This window comes from Achromobacter deleyi (assembly GCF_016127315.1).
Taxonomy (GTDB): Bacteria; Pseudomonadota; Gammaproteobacteria; order Burkholderiales; family Burkholderiaceae_B; genus Achromobacter; species Achromobacter insuavis_A.
In genome coordinates this window covers 5891913-5913166 of sequence record NZ_CP065997.1, presented here as the reverse complement: position 1 = coordinate 5913166, position 21254 = coordinate 5891913, and the positions used below count along the sequence as shown (strand labels likewise).

The following is a 21254-nucleotide window of genomic DNA, read 5'->3' as shown; positions in this document are numbered from 1 at the left end:
CGCAGTACGCCGTCAGTCCTAGATTATTTGCGCGATCTGCCCCTCCTGGGGCAGGTGTTGCCAGGCCTGTTCACGCAGCTTGGCGCGGATGCGCGCCGTCGCCTGCGAGCGCAGTTGGCAGACGCGGGCCTCGGTCACGTTCATGATCGCGCCGATTTCCTTCAGGTTCAGGCCCTGCTCGTAGCACAGCGACAACAGCAGTTTCTCGCGGTCGGGCAGGGTGTCGATGGCCAGGATCAGCGCCTGGCGGAAATCGCCGGCCAGCAGCGAGTCCAGCGGGTTGCCGCCGGCGTTGCCGTGATTCAGCGTGGCGGTCCAGTCGGTCTGGCCCGACGCGGCGTCGGGCTCGGTGGCGAAGTCTTCGTAGTGGACGATCTGCACGCCCTGGGCGTCGTGCAACAGCGTCTGATATTCAGCCAGCGGCATTTCCATCTGCTGCGCGATCTCGGCCTCGGAGGGCGCGCGCATCAGGCGTTGTTCGAGTTGCTGGATGGCCTGTTCGATCTTGCGGGCCTTGGCGCGCACGCTGCGCGGCAGCCAGTCCTGGCCCCGCAGCTCGTCGAGCATGGCGCCGCGGATGCGGGTCGTGGCGTAGGTCTCGAACTGGGCGTCGGCGGTTTCCTGGTAGCGGCGCACGGCATCCAAGAGGCCGATCATGCCGGCTTGGATCAGGTCGTCGAGCTCGACGCTGGCCGGCAGCCGGGCGAGCAATTGCAGGGCCAGCTTCCGCACTAGCGGGGCATATTCGACCAGGCTGTCATCTGCGTGGGGCATTGCGGGAGTGTCAGGCGGTGTCCATCGTGACGCATTGTCGGTTGTTGTCAATTTGCGACATTGTCGACAAACGCGCGGCTACGCTAAAGCTAGCAATATTTTGTGATCGGCAAGGTGTCATTGTCGGCAAAAGTCGGTATTTCATTCCTTAAAGCACGCAACGTTTTGAATGCTTATTTGCCAAATTGACGTACATTTGCCAGGACTTTCTATGTCAAGGTGTATCTAAAGTCTCAAGTTGCGCGATATCAACAAAGATTTGTCATATAAGTCATAGAAAATGACATGACCTGTGGTAAATTTTACTTAAATTGCGAACAAATGATACATTTCGCATTAAAACAGGATGCAGCGGATACTGTGCAACAAACGTTGCCATTGTCCTTGGTTATCAAGCCCCTTCGGTGGGATAGGGAATAGGGAGTCGGGCGTGCAACAAGTCGAAAATTCTTTGCTGGCAGATATCCGTGAAGTGAATCTGTCCTACCTTCTTCTCGCACAGCGCATGCTGCGCGATGACTATGCTGCATCGATGTTCCGCCTGGGTTTCAGCAACGAGGTTGCCGATATCCTGATGCGTCTTTCTCCGGCTCAGCTGGTGAAGCTGGCCAGCTCCAGTTCGCTCCTGTGCCGTTTCCGTTTCGACGACTACAGCCTGCTGTCCGCACTGACCCACGATGTGCTGGGCGGCGCGTTGCAGCAAGCGCACGCGACGATCCTGCTGGCCAAGCAACCTGTTGAAGAACTGGCCTGACGGCCTGTCGATTCCCACTCGGACACGTGTAATGGCCACCAAGAGCGTTTCGCAGGAAGCGGATGACATCCTGCTAGCCAGCTCCATGATCACTCTGGGCGCGCGGCTGCAGGTGTTGGAGGCTGAAACCAGCCTCAGCCACGACCGCCTGGCACGTCTGTACCGCGAAATCCGCGGCTGCTCGCCACCGAAGGGCATGCTGCCTTTTTCGGTCGACTGGTTCATGACCTGGTTGCCGAATATCCATTCCTCGCTGTTCTACAACGTCTATTCGTTCCTGAATACGCGCACCAGCAGCAAGGGCATCCGCGCCATCATCGACGCGTACCGCCTCTATCTCGAGAACGCCGGCGTGGACAACGCCGAATCCGCCGAGCCCGTGCTGAGCTTCACCCGGGCCTGGATGCTGGTGAGGTTCTTCGACAGCGGCATGTTGCAGCTTTCCGCCTGCCGCCAGTGCGGCGGGCATTTCATCGCGCACGCGCATGATCCGCAGTCGGATTTCGTGTGCGCGATCTGCCGTCCGCCACCCCGGGCCGGCAAGACCCGCGCCGCCGCCAAGGCGCGCGCGGGCAGCCGTCCCGCGCCAGCCGTAGACGCCGCCCGCTCCTGAGCGGCGCGTCCAAATACATCAAAAGCCCTGGAAAACTCCCCGTAACCCGCCTTTTTGGGTCGGGGGGAACAGGGGATCATTGACGCCGGTTTTAGACTTCGTTGGCAGGGGCCTGATGTGTTGATTGTTATCGGTTTTCTAGTGGTGATCGTGTCGGTCATCGGCAGCTTCGTAGCGCTGGGCGGCCACATGGGCGCGCTTTACCAGCCGTTCGAATTGACGTTGATCTTCGGCGCGGCCTTCGGCGCGTTCCTGGCCGGCAACAGCAAGAAGTCGCTGATGCTGGTCAAGAAGGCACTCCCCGATACGCTGAAAAGCTCGCGCTACGGCAAGGACGTCTACATGGAGCTCATGGCGCTCCTGTACGTGCTGCTGAACAAGGCGCGCCGCGAAGGCCTGATGGCCATCGAATCGCACATCGAGGATCCGGCCTCCAGTCCGATCTTCAGCGAGTATCCGCGCATCGCCAAAGACGAGAAGCTCATGGAGTTCATCACGGACTACCTGCGCATCATGATCAGCGGCAACATGAGCTCGTTCGAAATCGAAACGCTCATGGACGAGGAAATCGAGACCTACCGCCACGAGCGCGAAGTGCCCGCGAGCATGATCCGGCAGATGGCCGACGGCCTGCCGGCGTTCGGCATCGTGGCCGCGGTGCTGGGCGTGATCAAGGCGCTGGCCGCCGTGGACCAGCCGCCCGCCATTCTCGGCGACCTGATCTCCAAGGCCATGGTCGGCACCTTCCTGGGCATTCTGCTCGCCTACGGCTTCGTCGGTCCGCTGGCCTCGCGCATCGAGCGCCGCACGGACGAGGCCATGAAGGTGCTGGAATGCATCAAGACCACGTTGCTGGCCAGCATGAACGGCTACCCGCCGCAGCTGGCGGTGGAATTCGGCCGCAAAGTGCTGTATTCGTCGGTGCGTCCGACTTTCGGTGAGCTGGAAGAGCACGTCCGGCAGACCAAGTCCACCGCCAAGGCCTGACGGAGCGGGCCATGAGCACGGTAAACAACCACCGTGTGGTGATCCGCCGCAAGAAGGTCCACGGCGGCGGACACCACGGCGGCAGCTGGAAGATCGCCTACGCCGACTTCATCACGGCGATGATGGCGTTCTTCCTGGTGATGTGGCTGATCAGCATCGTGCCGCGCGAGGAACTCAAGGGCATCGCCGAATACTTCCGCATGCCCCTGCGCGTGGCGCTGACCGGCGGGCCCAGCAGCTCGGCCGAGACCAGCGCGGTCCCCGGCGGCGGCCGCGACCCCCTGCGCAGCGACGGCGACGAGCGCCGCGCCCAGGGCAACCGGGTCGAGGCCCAGCCCATGGGCGACGCCGAGCGGCGCGACCAGCATCGCCTGGAAAACCTCAAGAAGCGGCTGGAAAACGTCATCGAGAACAGCCCGGTCCTCAAGAGCTTCCGGCCCCAATTGCTGATCGACCTGACCACCGAAGGCCTGCGGATCCAGATCATCGACAACCAGAACCGCCCCATGTTCGCCACCGGCCGCGCCGAAGTGCAGCCGTACATGCGCGACATCCTGCGGGAATTGGGGCCGGTGCTGAACGAGCTGCCCAACAAGGTCAGCATCTCTGGCCACACCGACGCGTCGCAGTACGCCCGCGGCGAGCGCGCCTACAGCAACTGGGAACTCTCGGCCGATCGTGCCAACGCCTCGCGCCAGGAACTGGTGGCCGGCGGCATGAGCGAAAGCAAGGTCATGCGCATCCAGGGTCTGTCCTCGAGCATGAGCCTCGTTAAAGATGATCCATATGCGGCCGTTAATAGACGTATCAGCCTAGTGGTGCTCAACCAGAGCACCCAGCGGCGCATCGAAAACGAGAACGCCGCGGCAGCGGACGTCAGCGCCAAGGATGCCCGCGAGGTTGGATCGGCCGTGGAGGCGGTGAACACCGCCACCCAGGCCACGACGGCAACCAAGCAAGGCGACGCGGCGGCAACGCCGCCCGCCGAAGGGGCTCGATAGCAATGGCGGCAACGATTCTGGTGGCGGACGATTCGGCGACGATGAGAATGATCGTCCAGGCGACGCTGACGGGCGCGGGATGGAAGGTATTGACGGCCGGAAACGGCCAGGAAGCGCTGGAGGTGGCCAAGAGCCATCCGGTGGACTTGGTGGTGAGCGACTGGAACATGCCCGTGATGGGCGGCCTGCAATTGATCCAGGGCTTGCGCGAACAGGAACAGTACCTGGACGTGCCGGTGCTGGTGCTGACCACCGAAGACGACGTGGATAGCAAGATGGCGGCTCGGGATCTGGGCGTGTGCGGCTGGCTGTCCAAGCCGGTCGATCCCGATGTACTGGTGGAATTGGCGTCCGAATTGCTCGACGAGCAATCCGGCGCGTAGGCAAGTTCATTTATGAAGGCGTACGGGTCATGAGTTCTGGTTTGGACCTCAGTCAGTTTTACGAGACCTTTTTCGACGAGGCGGACGAGCTGCTCGCGCAAATGGAGCAGTTGCTGCTCGAGCTCGACGTCGGCGCGCCCGACATCGAGCAGCTCAATGCCATTTTCCGCGCGGCCCACTCGATCAAGGGCGGCGCGGCCACGTTCGGCTGTTTCAACCAGCTGGCGGGCACCACCCACCTGCTTGAAAACCTTCTGGACGCGATCCGTCGCGGCGAAATGGCGCTGCGTACGGACATGATTGATATTTTCTTGGAAACGAAAGACGTGCTCAAAAGCCAACTGGATGCCTACCGGGCCTCCGAAGAGCCCGATGAAGCCGTGTTTGAGCGCATCTGCGCGGTGTTGAGGCAGCTCGCCCTGGAGCACAAGGATCCCGCGGCCGCCGCGGCCCCGGCCGCTGCGCCCGCCCCCGCGCCGGTCGCTCCGCCGCCGGTGCAGGCCGCGCCCGAGCCCGCGCCCGTGGCCGAAGCGGCGCCCGCCGCCGATGCCGCCGGCCTGCCGCTGCGCGTGCGCATCACCAAGGTGTCGGACAAGGACGCCGAGTCGCTGCTCGAAGAAATGGGCAACCTCGGCCAGGTCAAGGCCAGCGAGCGCGCCAACGGCGTGCTGACCGTCTGGGTCGATAGCACCTGCACCCCGGACGACATCGAGGCCGTCTGCTGCTTCATCGTCGACGCCGACCAGCTGAACATCGCCCGCGAAGCGCCGCCGGCCGCCGTGGCTGAAGCCACGCCCGCGCCCGCCGTGGCCGCGGCGCCCGCCGCAGCCGCCGAAGCCGCGTCGGCGCCCGCCGCCGCGTCCGCGGTGGCCGAGTCCGCCGCCGCCGCCGAAGCCATCTCGCAGGCCGCGCGCACCAGCCGCGCCGCCGCGCCGGCCCACGCCGACAAGGAATCCACCTCGATCCGCGTCGGCGTCGAAAAGGTCGACCAGGTCATCAACCTGGTGGGCGAACTGGTCATCACCCAGGCCATGCTGGCGCAGACCGCGTCGACGCTGGACCCGGTGCTGCACGACCGCCTGCTCAACGGCATGGAGCAGCTCGAACGCAATGCGCGCGACCTGCAGGAAGCCGTCATGTCGATCCGCATGATGCCGATGGATTACGTCTTCAGCCGCTTCCCGCGCCTGGTGCGCGACATCGCCGGCAAGATGGGCAAGCAGATCGAACTGCAGACCTACGGCCGCGCCACGGAACTCGACAAGAGCCTGATCGAACGCATCATCGACCCGCTGACGCACCTGGTGCGCAACAGCCTGGACCACGGCATCGAGACGCCCGAGAAGCGCGTCGCCGCCGGCAAGGATCCGGTCGGCCAGCTGGTGCTGTCGGCCCAGCACAACGGCGGCAACATCGTGATCGAGGTCAGCGACGACGGTGCCGGCCTGAACCGCGAGAAGATCCTCAAGAAGGCCATGGCCCAGGGCCTGCCGGTCAACGAGAACTCGCCGGACGACGAAATCTGGCAGCTGATCTTCGCGCCGGGCTTTTCCACGGCGGAAAAGGTCACCGACATCTCCGGCCGCGGCGTCGGCATGGACGTGGTGCGCCGGAACATCCAGGACATGGGCGGCCACGTGCAGCTGTCGTGCGAGCCGGGCAACGGCACCACCACGCGCATCGTGCTGCCGCTGACGCTGGCGATCCTGGACGGCATGTCGGTGCGGGTGGGCGAGGAAACCTTCATCCTGCCGCTGAACCACGTGACCGAATCGCTGCAGCCGACCAACGATCAGATCTACTCCGTGGCCGGTAACGAGCGCGTCATGCACGTGCGTGGCGAATACCTGCCGCTGGTCGAAATGCACCGCGTGTTCTCGGTTGGCGAGGCCCAGACCGACCCGACCCAGGCCATCGCCGTCATCATGCAGGCCGAAGACCGCCGTTTCGCGTTGCTGGTGGATCACCTGATCGGCCAGCACCAGGTGGTGGTCAAGAACCTCGAGTCGAATTACCGCAAGGTCCCCGGCATTTCCGCCGCCACCATCCTGGGCGATGGCAGCGTGGCGCTGATCGTCGACGTATTTGCGCTTGCGCGCGCCAACCGTGAGCGTTGGTCGCAGCCCGAAGCCATTCTGAATTGATGGAGAAATAGTCCCATGGCAGCCAAACCGCAAGCGCAAGCCGCGCGCAATGAAGATGTCGGCAACGAGTTCCTGGTGTTCACGCTGGGCGAGGAAGAGTACGGCATCGATATCCTGAAGGTGCAGGAGATCCGCGGCTACGACGCCGACACGGTGACCCGTATCGCCAATGTTCCGCCGTTCATCAAGGGCGTGACCAACCTGCGCGGCATCATCGTGCCGATCGTCGACCTGCGCATCAAGTTCAACCTGGGCAGCGTCGAATACAACGAGCAGACCGTCGTCATCATCCTGAACCTCGATCGCCGCGTGGTCGGCATCGTCGTCGATGGCGTGTCGGACGTGCTGATGCTCAACGCCGGCCAGATCCGCCCGGCGCCGGAATTCGGCGCCACCCTGTCCACCGAGTACCTGACGGGCCTGGGCACGGTCGACGAACGCATGCTGATCCTGGTCGACATCGAGAAGATGATGACCAGCGACGAAATGGCTCTGGTGGAGAAGGTCGCCTCCTGATCGGAGCGGCGGGATCCGGGCGTCTCGGTCCGCTACGCGGCCGACCGCCCAGCAGGCAGGGTAGGGCGCGCCATATTGGATTCGATATGGCGCTTTTCTTAACGATTGCAGTCAGGAGTGGTGCTTGTGATGCGCAAGTTTTTCGCGAACATGACGATACGCAGCAGCCTGTTGTGGGTGCTGGCGTTCTTCTCATTCATGTTGGTGATCGGAGCCGCGCTGGGCGTGCTGTCGTTGCGCATCAGCAACGCGACGCTGGCGGAAATCAAGCAATCGCAAGAACTGAACGACGCGCTGGGCCGTGTCGTCTCGAGCTACAAGGACACCCTCAATGGCCTGGGCCGCACGGCCTCGTCCAACTACGCCGACATCGTGCGCAGCGTCGGCCAGCCCACGCTGCTGACGCAGGGCCTGTCGAGCGAGGCCGCCGGCCTGCTGGAACGCGCCAAGGCGGCGCAGAACAAGGGCCAGGCGGAATTCGACTATTTCAAGACCCTGCCCAGGCCGCCCGAGGCGGCAGAGTCCCTCAAGGAAGTCGAGGACTCGTACGGCGCGCTGGTGCAGCAGGGCGTGGTGCCGCTGACCGCCGCGCTGGAAAAGGCCGACATGCCGGCCTACCAGGCGCAGGTGCAGAAGGTGCAGGACGCGCTCGAGGGGCGCTTCGCCCGCGCCGTCGAAGGCTTTGATTTCTGGCGCGCCAGCAAGATGCTGGACGCGTTCGAGGTGGCCCAGGTGCGCTACCAGTTCGTGCTGCTGGCGGTCAGCGCTGGCGGCGTGATCGCCGCGCTGCTGGTGTTCGCCACCTATGTGTTCCTGCGCCGCCGCGTGCTGCAGCCGCTCAAGGACGCCGGCCATCACTTCGACCGCATCGCCGGCGGCGACCTGACCGCCCGCGTCGAGGTCCGCAACACCAACGAGATCGGCCAGCTGTTCGCCGCGCTCAAGCGCATGCAGGAAAGCCTGACGCGCACGGTGTCCTCGGTGCGCCGCGGCGTCGACGAGATCAATACCGGTTCGCACGAGATCGCCGCCGGCAACACCGACCTGTCCAGCCGCACCGAGCAGCAGGCGGCCTCGCTGGAAGAGACCGCCGCGTCGATGGAGCAGTTGGCCTCGACCGTCAAGCAGAACGCCGACAACGCGCGCCAGGCCAATCAGCTGGCGGCCAGCGCGTCGGACGTGGCCGAGCGCGGCGGTTCCGCCGTGGCCGAGGTGGTCAACACCATGCACGGCATTTCCGCCAGCTCGCGCAAGATCTCGGAAATCGTGTCGGTGATCGATGGCATCGCCTTCCAGACCAATATTCTGGCGCTGAACGCGGCGGTGGAAGCCGCGCGCGCCGGCGAGCAGGGCAAGGGTTTCGCGGTGGTGGCGGGCGAAGTGCGCTCGCTGGCTCAGCGCAGCGCGCAGGCGGCCAAGGAAATCAAGGGCCTGATCGAGGATTCCGTGGCCAAGGTCGGCGCGGGTTCGCAACAGGTCGAACGCGCGGGCGCGACGATGCAGGAGATCGTGGCGTCGGTCAAGCGCGTGACGGACATCATGGGCGAGATCTCGGCGGCGTCCGAAGAACAGTCGAGCGGCATCGACCAGGTGAACCGCGCGGTGTCGCAGATGGACGAAGTGACGCAGCAGAACGCGGCGCTGGTGGAAGAAGCCGCGGCCGCGGCCGGCTCGCTGCAGGAACAGGCGCAGCGCCTGGCCGAAGCGGTGGCCGTGTTCAAGGTCAACATCGGCGAAGTGATCGAAGTGCCGGCGCATCGCCTGTCTTCGGGCCGCGCCGGCGCCGACGAATCACGGCTGCAAGCGCCTGACGCGCTTGCTCTTGAGCGCTGAGGGCGGCAGTGGCGACAGCGGCAAACATGGCGCCGTCCATCCCGGTGGACCGCCAATTCGATTTTCGGGACGCGGACTTCACCCGCGTCCGCAAGATGATTCACGCGCGCGCCGGCATCTCGCTGGGCACGCACAAGCGCGAAATGGTCTACAGCCGGCTGGCGCGGCGCCTGCGGGCGCTGGGCCGGCAGGACTTCGGCAGCTATCTCGACCAGCTCGAGAACGAGCCGGACGCGGCCGAATGGGAAGATTTCGTCAATGCCCTGACGACCAACCTGACCGCGTTCTTTCGCGAGTCGCACCATTTCCCGATCCTGGCCGACTTCGCGCAAAAGCGCAGCGGCCCGGTGTCGGTGTGGTGTTGCGCGGCGTCCACGGGCGAAGAACCGTACTCCATCGCGATCACCCTGGCCGAGGCCCTGGGCCCGCGCGCCAGCGCCTGCTCGGTGCTGGCGACCGACATCGACACCAACGTGTTGAACCGGGCGCGCACGGCGGTCTATCCGGCCGAGCGCGTGGCCAAGATGGAAGAGAGCCGCCTCAAGCGCTTCTTCCTGAAGGGCCGCGGCGCCAACGCCGGACAGGTCCGGGTGCGTCCCGAGATCGCCGACATGGTGCGGTACGAGACGTTGAACCTGCTGGCGCCGTCGTGGCCGATCAGCGAGAAGTTCGACGTCATCTTCTGCCGCAACGTCATGATTTACTTCGACAAGCCGACCCAGGCGAAGATCCTTGAGCGGTTCGTTCCGCTGCTCAAGCCGGGCGGCCTGCTGTTTGCGGGCCATTCCGAGAACTTCACCTATATCAGTCGGGATTTCCGTCTGCGCGGGCAGACAGTCTACGAATGCGCGGGCAAGGCCTAGGCCGGTCGGTGACGACGGGTTCCAGGTCCGCCTGAGGCGGTAAACAATGCAGAAAATCAGAGTTCTATGTGTGGATGATTCCGCGCTCGTGCGCGGACTGATGACCGAGATCATCAACAGCCAGCCGGATATGGAAGTGGTCGCGACCGCGCCCGATCCGCTGGTGGCGCGCGAGCTGATCAAGAAGCACAATCCCGACGTGCTGACGCTGGACGTGGAAATGCCCCGCATGGACGGGCTGGATTTCCTTGAAAAGCTGATGCGCTTGAGGCCGATGCCGGTGGTGATGGTGTCGTCGCTGACCGAACGCGGCGGCGAAATCACGCTGCGCGCGCTCGAGCTCGGCGCCATCGACTTCGTGACCAAGCCCAAGCTGGGCATCCGCGACGGCCTGCTGGAATACACCGAGATCATCGCCGACAAGATCCGCGCCGCCTCGCGCGCCAAGCTGCGCACGCCGAGCCCGCACGCCCCGGCGCCCGCGCCGGTGCCGATGCTGCGCCGGCCGCTGGCCAGCTCGGAAAAGCTGGTCATCGTGGGCGCCTCCACCGGTGGCACCGAGGCCATTCGCGAAGTACTGCAGCCGCTGCCGCCGGACAGCCCGGCCATCCTGATCACGCAGCACATGCCGGCCGGCTTCACGCGGTCGTTCGCGCAGCGCCTGGACGCCCTGTGCGCGGTGACGGTGCGCGAGGCCGTGCACGGCGAGCGCGTGCTGCCGGGCCACGTGTACCTGGCCCCGGGCGGCGAGATGCACATGCGCCTGGGCCGCAGCGGCGCCAACTACGTGATCGAGCTGGAAGCCAGCGAACCGGTCAATCGCCACCGCCCGTCGGTGGATGTGTTGTTTAATTCCGCCGCCGTGGCAGCGGGCAAGAACGCCATCGGCGTCATCCTGACCGGGATGGGCAAGGACGGAGCGGCCGGCATGCTGGCCATGCACCGCGCCGGCGCCCATACCATCGCGCAGGATGAAGCCAGTTGCGTGGTCTTCGGCATGCCCCGGGAGGCCATCGCAATCGGTGCGGCTGACGAAGTGGTGCCGCTGTCGGCAATGAGTGAGCGCATTCTGACTCGCCTGGGCGACCGGGGACACCGCGTTTGACGCGGCTGTCGTCCCGATCGATCTCAAGCAAATTTCTTCTGGAGTAAAAGATGGTAGACAAGGGCATCAAGATTCTGGTGGTGGATGACTTCCCCACCATGCGGCGGATCATCCGCAACCTGCTCAAAGAGCTGGGTTTCGAGAACGTGGATGAGGCCGAAGACGGCGCGATCGGACTGGAGAAGCTGCGCAACGGCGGCTTCCAGTTCGTCGTGTCCGACTGGAACATGCCCAATCTGGACGGTCTGGAAATGCTCAAGCAGATCCGCGCCGACGCCAGCCTGGCCTCGCTGCCGGTGCTGATGGTGACGGCCGAGGCCAAGAAGGAAAACATCGTCGCGGCGGCCCAGGCCGGCGCCAACGGTTACGTGGTCAAGCCTTTCACCGCGGCGACGCTGGAAGAGAAGCTGGTCAAGATCTTCGAGAAAATTGGCGGCTGAGGTGCGCGATGAGCACGACGCAGAATGAAGACTCGACGGAATCCCCGGACCTGATTCACCGTATCGCCTCGCTGACCCGCATGCTGCGCGACAGCATGCGCGAGCTGGGCCTGGACCAGGCGATCAAGGACGCGGCCAACGCCATCCCCGATGCCCGCGACCGCCTGCGCTACGTGGCGCAGATGACCGAACAGGCCGCCAACCGCGTGCTGAACGCGACCGAGGCCGCCGGCCCGATCCAGGACGGCATGTCACGCTCGGCGCAGGCCCTGGACGGCCGCTGGCAGCAATGGTACGACCAGCCGCTGGAATTGCCCGAGGCCCGCGAACTGGTCAAGGACACGCGCGCGTTCCTGCAGGACGTGCCCAAGCAGACGCAGCAGACCCAGTCCAAGCTGATGGAAATCATCATGGCGCAGGACTTCCAGGATCTGACCGGCCAGGTCATCATGCGCATGATGGACGTGGTCGGCGCGATCGAGCGCGAGCTGCTGCAGGTGCTGCTGGACAACGTGCCGCAAGAGCGCCGCGACGAAGCCAACAGCCTGCTCAACGGCCCGCAGGTCAGCCCGCAAGGCAAGACCGACGTGGTCACCAGCCAGGACCAGGTCGACGACCTGCTGGCCAGCCTGGGCTTCTGAGTCCGCCGGGCGGCGGGCCGCGCTGGCCCGCCTGCCGCCATGCCCGCCGGTCGGGCATGGTCGTATTCCCTAAGGGTGCGAACGCGCGCCCTTGGGTAGACTGCAAAACAATAAGAATCGGGGCCGCAGCAGGAGACAGGGCGCATCGCGCCCAGGCAACGGATGCCCACAGAAGGCAATCCGGGCCGCACAAGGAGGTGCCATCTTGGCCAGATCCATATTCCGATTCGGAGGTATCTGGGGGTTGTTGCGCCGGCTCAATCGTGGCCGTGCCACGCTGTCCGAACGCCCCTTGTCCCTCAGCCCGGCCGCCTGGCCGCTGTACCGCTTCCTGGCCGGCATCCGCAGCCGGATCAGCACCGTGCGGCAATCCAGCATCGAGATCGCCCTGAACACCGCCCGGACCCAGTTCCAGGCGGGCCGCTGCGCGCTGCTGGCGCAGGAGCAGGCGCGCGCGGCCGAGGCGCTGGCGGCCAGCGGCGCCCAGATCGCGGCGCTGTCGGCCTCGACCTCGACCCATGCGCGCGAGATCGCCCAGGTTTCCGGGCAGAATCTGCGCGCGGCCGAACAGGCGCTGGCCGAGCTGTCCGAGGTCAAGGAACGGGTCGACCGCATGACCCGTGAAATGGCGGCCTTCACCGACGTGGTGGAGCAGTTGACCGGTCGGGCGCGCTCGGTCGGCGACATCAGCAAGCTCATCAAGGACATTGCCCTGCAGACCCAGCTGCTGGCGCTGAACGCCGGGGTGGAGGCGGCCCGCGCCGGCGACGCCGGGCGCGGCTTCGCGGTGGTGGCCAGCGAGGTGGGCCGGTTGGCCGAGCGGGTCAACGCCGCCACCAGCGACATCGGCCGCCACACCGGCGAGATGCTGGAACTGGTCGATTCGACCCAGCGCCAGACCGGCACCCTGCGCGAGGACGTGGACGCGTCGGGCGCGGTGCTGGACAAGACGCGCCAGGATTTCCAGCATTTCGTGCGGGATTTCGACAGCATGAACCGCCAGGTGGGCGAGGTGGTGCAGGCGATCGGCGAGGTCGACGCCACCAATCACGGCATGAGCCAGGACGTCAGCCGCATCGCCGCGCTGAGCGCCGACGTGCGCGAGCGGGTGGCCAGCATGTCCGGCGAGATCGACCGCATCCGGCGCCAGACCGAGAGCGTGCAGGAGGTGCTGTCGGACATGCGCACCGGCAACACCGCTTTCGACCGCCTGTCCGAGACGCTGGATGCCTTCCGGCTGGCGGCGATCCGGCTGCTCGATCATGCCCGCGAGCGCGGCCTGGACGTGTTCGACCGCCATTACCAGCGGATCGCCGGCAGCGAGCCGCCGCGCTACCACACCGCCTATGACCGCGGCATCGACGAGGCGCTGACCCGCCTGCTGGACCGCGTGCTGGAGGCCGTGCCGGGCGGCAGCTACGCGCTGCTGGTGGACGCGCGCGGCTACGCGCCGGCGCATAACAGCCGCTATTCGCACCCGCCCAGCGGCGACCCGGCCCAGGACATCGCCCGGTCGCGGCACAAGCGCATCTTCGACGACCCGGTCGGGGCGCGGCTGGCCGCCAACACCGAAACCCTGCTGTTTCAGACCTATTCCCGCGATACCGGCGAGATCGTCAATGACATCTCGGTGCCCCTGTTCCTGGACGGCGAGCACTGGGGCGCGGTGCGGATCGGGCTCGATTACGTGCGCTTCCAGGCCACCCTGGACGCCGGCGAACCGGCCCGGCCGGTGGTCGCGGCGGCCGGCTGAACCGGACCGATCCGCCAGGCAGGCGGGGCAGGGCACCTGGTCGGCGGCCCGCCCCGGCCGGCCCGGTCCGGGCGCATCCGGGAATAGCGCCGCTTTCCCCCCGTTTCTTGGCTTATCGCCAAAGGCCCAGGCCTCCTAGAATCTCGGCGGGCAGCTCGTAATCCGTCAATCCGCGAGCCGCAACGACACCGCAGAGCATGGCCGAAGAAAGCGACCTCGAGAAAACCGAAGCCGCCTCTCCCAGGCGCCTGGAAAAGGCGCGCGAGGAGGGGCAGATTGCGCGTTCCCGGGAACTGGGCACGTTCATGATGCTGGCCGCCGGTGTCGCGGCGATCTGGGCCGGCGGTGGCACGATTTATCAGGGACTGAGCGGGGTGCTGCGCAACGGGCTGGCGTTCGACCAGCGCGTGGTGGCCGACCCGGGCGTGATGGTCGAGCAGGCCGTCAACGGCTTCGGCCACGCCCTGATGGTGATCTTGCCGATCTTCGGCCTGCTGGCGGTGATCGCCGTGCTGTCCAGCGTGCTGCTGGGGGGCATCGTCATCTCGGGCAAGCCGCTGTCGCCGAATTTCTCCAAGCTCAGCCTGTTTGCCGGCCTCAAGCGCATGTTCTCGTCGCAGACGGTGGTCGAGCTGATCAAGGCGCTGGCCAAGGCCCTGCTGGTGGGCGGCGTGGCGGTGTGGATCATCTGGCGCTACCACGACGACATGCTCGGCCTGATGCACGTGGCGCCGGCTGCCGCCCTGACTAAGGCGCTGAGCCTGGTGGCGATGTGCTGCGCCTTCATCGTCGCCTCGCTGTTGGTGATCGTGATGCTGGACGTGCCCTGGCAGATCTGGAGCCACCTGAAAAAGCTGCGCATGTCCAAGGAAGACGTGCGCCAGGAACACAAGGAAAGCGAAGGCGATCCGCACACCAAGGCGCGCATCCGCCAGCAGCAGCGCCAGGCCGCGCGCCGGCGCATGATGTCCGAGGTGCCCAAGGCCGACGTGGTCGTGACCAACCCGACCCATTACGCCGTGGCGCTGAAGTACGAGGAAGACAAAAACGGTGCGCCGCGGGTGCTGGCCAAGGGCACCGGGCTGGTGGCGGCCAAGATCCGCGAACTGGCCGCCGAGCATCGCATTCCCACATTGGAAGCGCCGCCGCTGGCGCGCGCTCTGTATCAACACGTCGAACTGGGGCATGAAATCCCGGGCGAGCTATATACCGCGGTCGCGGAAGTGCTGGCGTGGGTTTTCCAGTTGCGCTCGTGGCGCTCGGGATGGGGGGTCGAACCGACGGCGCCCAAGTCCCTGCCCGTGCCGGCCGCGCTGGACCCGCAGGCAAAAACCGCAGCACAAGGAGTCTAAGGAATGAGCGCTCTGCTCACCATGTTGAAAAGCAACGGCGCGGCGCATGCGCGTCTCCTGGCCGGCCCCGTCCTGATCGTGATGGTGCTGGGCATGATGGTGCTGCCGCTGCCCACCTTCCTGCTGGACCTGCTGTTCACCTTCAACATCGCGCTGTCGGTGATGATCCTGCTGGTGGCCATGTTCACGCGCAAGCCGCTGGATTTCGCCGCCTTCCCGGCCGTGCTGCTGTTCGCCACGCTGCTGCGCCTGTCGCTGAACGTCGCCTCGACCCGGGTGGTGCTGCTGCACGGCCACACCGGCCCGGACGCCGCGGGCAAGGTGATCGAGGCCTTCGGCCACTTCCTGGTGGGCGGCAACTTCGCCGTCGGCATCATCGTCTTCATCATCCTGACCATCATCAACTTCATCGTCATCACCAAGGGTGCGGGGCGGATCGCCGAAGTCGGCGCGCGCTTCACCCTGGACGCCATGCCCGGCAAGCAGATGGCCATCGACGCCGACCTGAACGCCGGCCTGATCGGCGAGGACGAGGCCCGCAAGCGCCGCGCCGAGGTGTCGCAGGAATCCGACTTCTTCGGCTCGATGGACGGCGCCAGCAAGTTCGTGCGCGGCGACGCCATCGCCGGCCTGCTGATCATGGCGATCAACATCATCGGCGGCCTGATCGTGGGCGTGGCCCAGCACGACATGTCGATGAGCGACTCGGCCCGCGTCTACACGCTGCTGACCATCGGTGACGGCCTGGTGGCGCAGATCCCGGCGCTGGTGATCTCGACCGCCGCCGGCGTGGTGGTGTCGCGCGTGTCGACCGACCAGGATATCGGCCAGCAGATCATCAGCCAGCTGTTCTCCAACCCCAGCGTGATGTTCCTGACGGCCGGCATCATCGGCATCATGGGCCTGATCCCCAACATGCCGCACGTCGCCTTCCTGACGCTGGCCGGCGCGCTGGCCTGGGGCGGATGGGCCATGTACAAGCGGCGCAAGGCCGCCGAGGTGGCGGCCAGCGAAGTGCCGCAGCAGGCGGTGACGCAGGCGCAGGCCGCCGCGGCCGAAGCCAGCTGGGACGACGTCTCGATGGTGGACCAGCTCGGCCTGGAGGTCGGCTACCGCCTGATCCCGCTGGTCGACCACGCCCAGAACGGCGAGCTGCTGCACCGCATCCGCAGCCTGCGCAAGAAATTCGCCCAGGACGTGGGCTTCCTGCCGCCGGTGGTGCACATCCGCGACAACCTGGAACTCAAGCCCAACGACTACCGCATCCTGCTGTCCGGCGTCGAGATCGGCCACGGCGTGGCGATGCCGGGCCAGTGGCTGGCCATCGACCCGGGCGGCGTGACCATGCAGATCAAGGGCACGCCCACCACCGATCCGGCCTTCGGCCTGCCGGCGCTGTGGATCGACGGCAGCCTGCGCGACCAGGCCCAGGTGGTCGGTTACACGGTGGTGGATGCCGGCACCGTGGTCGCCACCCACCTGAACCACCTGATGCACCGCCACGGCTCCAACCTGCTGGGCCGCCAGGAAGTGCAGCAGCTGCTGGACCGCATCGGCCGCGACGCGCCCAAGCTGGTCGAGGACCTGGTGCCCAAGACGCTGTCGCTCACCGCGCTGCAGAAGGTGCTGCAGGGCCTCCTGGCCGAGGAAGTGCCGATCCGCGACATGCGCACCATCATCGACACGCTGTCCGAGCACGGCCCGCGCCTGGCGGCGATGGCGGCCGGCACCGGCGGCCAGCCCGACATCAACGAGCTGATCGCGCTGACGCGCCGTTCGCTGGGCCGCGCCATCACCCAGCAATGGTTCCCGGGCGAGGGCGAGCTGCGCGTGATCGGGCTGGACGTCAAGCTCGAGCGCGTGCTGTCGCAGGCGCTGACCACCAGCGGCGGCCTGGAGCCGGGCCTGGCGGATACACTGCTGCGCGAAACCCAGGCGGCGGTCGAGCGCCAGGAATCGCAGGGCAACGCGCCGGTGCTGCTGGTGTCGCCGGTGCTGCGAGCGCCGTTGTCGCGCTTCCTGCGCCACCACCTGCCGCAGCTGGGTGTGTTGTCGAATACGGAAATTCCGGATGAGCGCATGGTCCGCGTGACGGCGCTCATCGGCGGGGGTAATGGTCAATGAAAATAAGCCGCTTCTTTGGCGCCAACAGCCGTGACGTCATGCGCCAGGTGCGCCAGGTATTGGGTCCCGATGCGCTGATCGTGTCGAACCGCAGCGTCGATGGCGGCATCGAGGTGCTGGCCACGGTGGATGGCGCGTTCGACGACGCGCCGCAGCATGCGCAGGCGTCCGCGCCGCAGGGATACGCCGACGGCCACGCGCCGGCCCGCGCCCCGGCTGCGCCGGTGCCGCCGCAGGCGCCCGCGCCGTACAGCCACGCCGCGCCCGCCAACCTGGCGCCGCCTCCCGGCTACGGCGCTACGCCGGCCACGGCCTCGCAACCGCCTTATGGCGCGCAGCCTGGCTATGGCGCGCCGGCCGCCGCCGCGTCGCAGCCGGTCGCGCCGCGACCCGCCTATGGCGCGGCGCCGATCGCCCCGCAACCGCCCTACGGTGCACCGCCGGCGCCCGTCGCGGCGCCGGCGACCGTTGCCGCAACCCAGCCCGCCTACGCGGTGCCGTCGCGTTCGATCGCCGCCTATCAGTCGGCCTATGCCGCGCAGTCGTTGCCCGAACCGGACGTGCTGCCGGAACCCGTCGCTCGCCAGGCGCCGCCCGCCATGGCCCCGGCGCCGGTCGCCGCGCCACCCGCCGTGACGGCGGCAGTGGCCACGCCCGCGGTGATGGCGCCCGTCGCGCCCGCCGCGCCGGTGCGCATGGAAATGCCGGCCTTGCCGCCGGCGCGCGAGTTGCCGCCGGTGGCGCCGTCGCCGATGGCGCGCATGCCCGATGCGCCGCTGCGCAATGGTCCGGGGATGCCGCCCGCGGCGCTGCCCGGCGACGCCGCGGCGGGCTTGCAGGACGCCATCAGCGCCTTGCGTGGCGCGCTCGAAAGCCGCATGGACGGCCTGTTGTGGGGCGGTCGCCAGGGCCCTGGCCGCGAGCCGGCGGGCGCCGCCTTGTTCCGCAGCCTGCTGGACGCCGGTTTCAGCACCAAGCTGGTCCGCACGCTGGTCGAGCGCATGCCGCAAGGCATGAGCGCCGAGGCCGCGCTGGCCTGGGCCCGCAATGAACTGGTCACGCACCTGCCGGTGCTGGGCTCGGAAGACGAATTCCTGGGCGGCGGCGTGTACGCGCTGGTCGGCCCGACCGGCGTCGGCAAGACCACCACGCTGGCCAAGCTGGCGGCGCGCTGCGTCGCGCGCGAAGGCCGCGAGCAGGTGGCGATGCTGACCACCGACAATTTCCGGATCGGCGCGCTCGAGCAGTTGCAGATCTACGGCCGCCTGATGGGCGTGCCGGCGCATTCGGTGCGCGATGCCGGCGAGCTGCGCCGCATCCTGGCCGAGCTGGGCAACCGCAAGATCGTGCTGATCGACACCACCGGCATCAGCCAGCGCGACCGCCAGGTGGCCGAGCAGGCCGCGATGCTGTGCAACGCCGGCAAGCCGGTGCGCCGGCTGCTGGTGCTCAACGCCGCCAGCCAGGGCGATACGCTGGATGAAGTCGCCCACGCCTATCGCAACGGCGTCGGCGAGGACGTGGCCGGCTGCATCATCACCAAGCTCGACGAGGCTTCGCGCCTGGGCGCGGCGCTGGACACGGCGATCCGCCACCGGCTGCCGATCCACTATTCGTCGATCGGCCAGAAGGTGCCGGAGCACCTGGAGCTGGCGCGCGCAGACGCGCTGATCGACCGCGCCTTCGCCATGGTCGAGCGCGCCCGCGCCCTGTATTCACCCAGCGAGGCCGACATGGCGTCGCTGTGGTCGACGCCGCGCGAAACCGAGGCGACCGTCGACCCCGCCCGCCGCCGCCAGTTGCTGGCCTCGGCGATCCTGCGTCCTCAGGGCGGCGCCGGCACGATCGAGGCCGCGCAGAACCTGGATGACACCCTGGGCTGGCTCGACAGCGACCCGGCCTGCGTGCAGGCCCGCGCCTCGTGGCGCGAGTATGTCAGCGACGGCGCGGGTTCGAGCCTCGCGGCGCTGGGCGAAACGCCGCTGGCGATGGTGCGGCGCGAATTTTCCACCGCCTGCAGCCGCAACCTGCTGGTCATGCACGGCAAGACCAGCATGAAGGGCGAGGCCTTGCCCGGTGGCACGCTGCTCAGCGCCGTGCTGATGAGCGACCGCGGCGCGGCCCTGGCCGCGCCGGCCCAACAGCTGGTGCTGCCGCACGGCATGCTGTCGTCGTTCGCGCCGGCCGCCGCCGCGCAGCCGGACACGGCGCTGGCCCTGGAGGCGCGGGTGCGCTGGCTGAACGAGCAACTGGCCCAGGTGCCGGCCGTGCACATGCTCGAAGCCGGCACCTCGGCGCTGTGGCAAAGCCTGAGCGAGCAGGGCGTGTCGTGGGTGGCGCGCAGCCCGGGCGGCATGCGCGTGATCCAGGACGAATGCCCGACCAACCTGAATGCGGTGGGCAAGAGCGTCGGTTACCTGCCGGTGGGCCAGCCGGGCGACATGCCCGGCCTGCGCGCCGTGCCCGGCACCCGCCCGGCGCCGTTGGCGTTGTGGGCCTCGGGCACCGAGATCGGCCTGCCCGGCCGCGGCGACGAAACCCGCTTCCGGCTGGTGTGCGCCCGCCTGATCGATACCACCAGCGGCGAAGTGGCTGGCCAGCTGTTCGGCCTGACCAACCTGGCCGCGGGCCAGGCGGACGCCGCCACGGTGGCGCGCTGGCTGGTGCTGCAGGAAGAGGCGCGCGCCGGTTTCCGCTACATGGCCAATGCCTGGCAGGCGTTGCCCGCGGTCGATGGCGCGCATACGCTGGCGCGGCAGTCGCTCATGGCCGGCCAACTGGGCGCGGCCTGCTGGCAACTGGCGCATGCCTCGGCGGCGGACGGCGTGCGCGCCACGCTGGCCGGCGTCGTCAGCCCGGAGCGCAAGCTTTCCGGGCGCCTGCTGCCGGTGGCGCTGCTGAAGATGTTCGCCATGCTGGAAATGGCCGGCGGCGTCTAGGGCGTCCCGGCGCGGGAAGGCCGCACGGCCGCCAAGACAAACAGCCCGCGAAAGCGGGCTGTTTGTCTTGGGAGTGTCGGGATCCGGTTCAGCCGGCGACGATCGGCTTGCGGCCTGGGGTGGCGCGGGCGCCGCGGCCCTGGGCGTCGTAGGTCGAGGTGCCGCCCAGGCCGCCGATCTGGCGCAGGGCGTCCAGGGATTGCTGGGTGTAGCGCAGGTGCACGTCGATCAGGGCGCCGTTGCGCATGTTGATTTCGTTGGCCGACGCCGACTTGGCCAGCAGGGCCTGCCAGACGTCGGACAGCTGCGGATGCTGCACGGCGGCCTGCTCGGTGCCGGCGTGGCCGGCGGGCAGGCCGATCTCGGCCAGCAGGCCGTCGCGGGTGTGGCTGAGGTCGACCAGTTGCTGGGCGATGTTGCCCTTGCGCTCGGTGATGTCATGCAGCGCGTCGACATTGCCCGGCCCGACCAGCACTTTGGTTTCTTCTTCCAGGATGGAGGAAAACTCGGTGATCAGGGCATCTTCCTGCTTCATGCAGGCTTGCAGGGACTCGACAGGGCTCATGGTCATACTCGGGCGGACGGGTCGAAAAAACGGCGATCTTGCAAAGACGGTGTTACTTCAGCAGGTCGCGGGCGCTGGCGATCAGGCCATCGGCGATGCGGCTGGTGTCGATCTTGAGCTGGCCCGAGGCGATGGCGGCGCGAATCGCGGCGACGCGTTCGACGTTGATGTCGTTCGAGCCGTCCTGCAGGGCCAGCATCTTGCGCGAGGCCGAGCTCAGCGCGACCTGCGAGCTGCTGGAACCGCTGCCGCTGCCGGCGCCGTAGGCCTGGGCGACCGCGGACTCGGCGCGAGGGCTGACCGCATCTGCCGAGATGGGCCGGTTGGTTGTCGAATTGATCTTCAAGGTTTTCTCCGCAGGGCGTCCTGGGTCGGTTTGCGACGGCTCCGCCTACTTATGTCTCTGTAACGACAGGGTCGGAAGGAACTTTAGGGTAGGAGGGCGCTTGCCGCAACGCGATATGTAA

Annotated in this window: 19 protein-coding genes; 16 read left to right on the top strand and 3 right to left on the bottom strand. The window is 67.1% G+C overall.

The features are described from left to right. Positions 1 to 18: 18 nt before the first annotated feature. Positions 19 to 774 carry an RNA polymerase sigma factor FliA gene (locus tag I6I07_RS26640; protein WP_198484369.1) on the bottom strand — a complete coding sequence of 252 codons (756 nt, stop codon included), beginning with the start codon at positions 772 to 774 and terminating at the stop codon, positions 19 to 21. 430 nt (positions 775 to 1204) lie between these two features. Between I6I07_RS26640 and flhD the strand changes: the two genes are divergently transcribed. The 16 genes from flhD to flhF all read left to right on the top strand — a co-directional run bounded on the left by flhD (position 1205) and on the right by flhF (position 20222). Then, a complete protein-coding gene (gene flhD / locus I6I07_RS26635) occupies positions 1205 to 1528 on the top strand; it encodes a flagellar transcriptional regulator FlhD (RefSeq protein ID WP_006219025.1) in 324 nt (107 codons plus the stop codon). Between the two features lie 31 nt (positions 1529 to 1559). Then, positions 1560 to 2141: a flagellar transcriptional regulator FlhC gene (flhC, locus tag I6I07_RS26630; RefSeq protein WP_006394423.1), complete on the top strand. Its 582-nt coding sequence runs from the start codon at positions 1560 to 1562 to the stop codon at positions 2139 to 2141. A gap of 117 nt (positions 2142 to 2258) precedes the next feature. Further along, positions 2259 to 3128: a flagellar motor stator protein MotA gene (gene motA / locus I6I07_RS26625; RefSeq protein WP_006387509.1), complete on the top strand. Its 870-nt coding sequence runs from the start codon at positions 2259 to 2261 to the stop codon at positions 3126 to 3128. Between the two features lie 11 nt (positions 3129 to 3139). Beyond that, positions 3140 to 4129 carry a flagellar motor protein MotB gene (gene motB / locus I6I07_RS26620; RefSeq protein ID WP_198484368.1) on the top strand — a complete coding sequence of 330 codons (990 nt, stop codon included), beginning with the start codon at positions 3140 to 3142 and terminating at the stop codon, positions 4127 to 4129. A gap of 2 nt (positions 4130 to 4131) precedes the next feature. Beyond that, positions 4132 to 4512: a response regulator gene (locus I6I07_RS26615; RefSeq protein WP_006387511.1), complete on the top strand. Its 381-nt coding sequence runs from the start codon at positions 4132 to 4134 to the stop codon at positions 4510 to 4512. Positions 4513 to 4541: 29 nt separating this feature from the next. Beyond that, positions 4542 to 6656 carry a chemotaxis protein CheA gene (cheA, locus tag I6I07_RS26610; RefSeq protein ID WP_198484367.1) on the top strand — a complete coding sequence of 705 codons (2115 nt, stop codon included), beginning with the start codon at positions 4542 to 4544 and terminating at the stop codon, positions 6654 to 6656. Between the two features lie 15 nt (positions 6657 to 6671). Beyond that, positions 6672 to 7172: a chemotaxis protein CheW gene (gene cheW, locus I6I07_RS26605; RefSeq protein WP_006396234.1), complete on the top strand. Its 501-nt coding sequence runs from the start codon at positions 6672 to 6674 to the stop codon at positions 7170 to 7172. Positions 7173 to 7301: 129 nt separating this feature from the next. Next, positions 7302 to 9005 carry a methyl-accepting chemotaxis protein gene (locus I6I07_RS26600; protein ID WP_198484366.1) on the top strand — a complete coding sequence of 568 codons (1704 nt, stop codon included), beginning with the start codon at positions 7302 to 7304 and terminating at the stop codon, positions 9003 to 9005. 26 nt (positions 9006 to 9031) lie between these two features. Then, on the top strand, positions 9032 to 9868 hold the full coding sequence (locus tag I6I07_RS26595; protein WP_006394427.1) for a CheR family methyltransferase: 837 nt from the start codon (positions 9032 to 9034) through the stop codon (positions 9866 to 9868). Positions 9869 to 9914: 46 nt separating this feature from the next. Next, on the top strand, positions 9915 to 10973 hold the full coding sequence (locus tag I6I07_RS26590; RefSeq protein WP_198484365.1) for a protein-glutamate methylesterase/protein-glutamine glutaminase: 1059 nt from the start codon (positions 9915 to 9917) through the stop codon (positions 10971 to 10973). Between the two features lie 50 nt (positions 10974 to 11023). After that, positions 11024 to 11413 (top strand): chemotaxis response regulator CheY, encoded by a 390-nt coding sequence (gene cheY, locus I6I07_RS26585; protein ID WP_006387517.1) that lies wholly within the window; start codon positions 11024 to 11026, stop codon positions 11411 to 11413. 8 nt (positions 11414 to 11421) lie between these two features. Next, positions 11422 to 12054, top strand: coding sequence for a protein phosphatase CheZ (gene cheZ, locus I6I07_RS26580; protein WP_006394429.1), 633 nt, complete (start codon positions 11422 to 11424; stop codon positions 12052 to 12054). Between the two features lie 235 nt (positions 12055 to 12289). Continuing rightward, positions 12290 to 13807 carry a methyl-accepting chemotaxis protein gene (locus tag I6I07_RS26575; RefSeq protein WP_198487681.1) on the top strand — a complete coding sequence of 506 codons (1518 nt, stop codon included), beginning with the start codon at positions 12290 to 12292 and terminating at the stop codon, positions 13805 to 13807. A gap of 197 nt (positions 13808 to 14004) precedes the next feature. Next, complete coding sequence (gene flhB, locus I6I07_RS26570; protein WP_006394431.1) at positions 14005 to 15159, top strand: flagellar biosynthesis protein FlhB; 1155 nt, start codon at positions 14005 to 14007, stop codon at positions 15157 to 15159. A gap of 3 nt (positions 15160 to 15162) precedes the next feature. Then, positions 15163 to 17283 carry a flagellar biosynthesis protein FlhA gene (flhA, locus tag I6I07_RS26565; protein WP_198484364.1) on the top strand — a complete coding sequence of 707 codons (2121 nt, stop codon included), beginning with the start codon at positions 15163 to 15165 and terminating at the stop codon, positions 17281 to 17283. Next, a complete protein-coding gene (flhF, locus tag I6I07_RS26560; RefSeq protein ID WP_198484363.1) occupies positions 17280 to 20222 on the top strand; it encodes a flagellar biosynthesis protein FlhF in 2943 nt (980 codons plus the stop codon). The genes flhA and flhF overlap by 4 nt, the downstream gene beginning before the upstream one ends. An 88-nt stretch (positions 20223 to 20310) precedes the next feature. On the opposite strand, the gene I6I07_RS26555 is transcribed toward flhF, so the two are convergent. Further along, positions 20311 to 20787: a flagella synthesis protein FlgN gene (locus I6I07_RS26555; RefSeq protein WP_035361419.1), complete on the bottom strand. Its 477-nt coding sequence runs from the start codon at positions 20785 to 20787 to the stop codon at positions 20311 to 20313. Between the two features lie 52 nt (positions 20788 to 20839). Then, on the bottom strand, positions 20840 to 21133 hold the full coding sequence (gene flgM, locus I6I07_RS26550) for a flagellar biosynthesis anti-sigma factor FlgM (RefSeq protein ID WP_198484362.1): 294 nt from the start codon (positions 21131 to 21133) through the stop codon (positions 20840 to 20842). Positions 21134 to 21254 lie beyond the last annotated feature (121 nt).

Excerpts from the sequence above, each read along its gene's own strand:
- I6I07_RS26640 (WP_198484369.1), bottom strand. The coding sequence starts at position 774 with ATGCCCCACGCAGATGACAGCCTGGTCGAATATGCCCCGCTAGTGCGG.
- flhC (WP_006394423.1), top strand. The coding sequence starts at position 1,560 with ATGGCCACCAAGAGCGTTTCGCAGGAAGCGGATGACATCCTGCTAGCC.
- motB (WP_198484368.1), top strand. The coding sequence starts at position 3,140 with ATGAGCACGGTAAACAACCACCGTGTGGTGATCCGCCGCAAGAAGGTC.
- I6I07_RS26615 (WP_006387511.1), top strand. The coding sequence starts at position 4,132 with ATGGCGGCAACGATTCTGGTGGCGGACGATTCGGCGACGATGAGAATG.
- cheA (WP_198484367.1), top strand. The coding sequence starts at position 4,542 with ATGAGTTCTGGTTTGGACCTCAGTCAGTTTTACGAGACCTTTTTCGAC.
- cheW (WP_006396234.1), top strand. The coding sequence starts at position 6,672 with ATGGCAGCCAAACCGCAAGCGCAAGCCGCGCGCAATGAAGATGTCGGC.
- I6I07_RS26600 (WP_198484366.1), top strand. The coding sequence starts at position 7,302 with ATGCGCAAGTTTTTCGCGAACATGACGATACGCAGCAGCCTGTTGTGG.
- I6I07_RS26595 (WP_006394427.1), top strand. The coding sequence starts at position 9,032 with ATGGCGCCGTCCATCCCGGTGGACCGCCAATTCGATTTTCGGGACGCG.
- I6I07_RS26590 (WP_198484365.1), top strand. The coding sequence starts at position 9,915 with ATGCAGAAAATCAGAGTTCTATGTGTGGATGATTCCGCGCTCGTGCGC.
- cheY (WP_006387517.1), top strand. The coding sequence starts at position 11,024 with ATGGTAGACAAGGGCATCAAGATTCTGGTGGTGGATGACTTCCCCACC.
- cheZ (WP_006394429.1), top strand. The coding sequence starts at position 11,422 with ATGAGCACGACGCAGAATGAAGACTCGACGGAATCCCCGGACCTGATT.
- flhB (WP_006394431.1), top strand. The coding sequence starts at position 14,005 with ATGGCCGAAGAAAGCGACCTCGAGAAAACCGAAGCCGCCTCTCCCAGG.
- flhA (WP_198484364.1), top strand. The coding sequence starts at position 15,163 with ATGAGCGCTCTGCTCACCATGTTGAAAAGCAACGGCGCGGCGCATGCG.
- flhF (WP_198484363.1), top strand. The coding sequence starts at position 17,280 with ATGAAAATAAGCCGCTTCTTTGGCGCCAACAGCCGTGACGTCATGCGC.
- I6I07_RS26555 (WP_035361419.1), bottom strand. The coding sequence starts at position 20,787 with ATGAGCCCTGTCGAGTCCCTGCAAGCCTGCATGAAGCAGGAAGATGCC.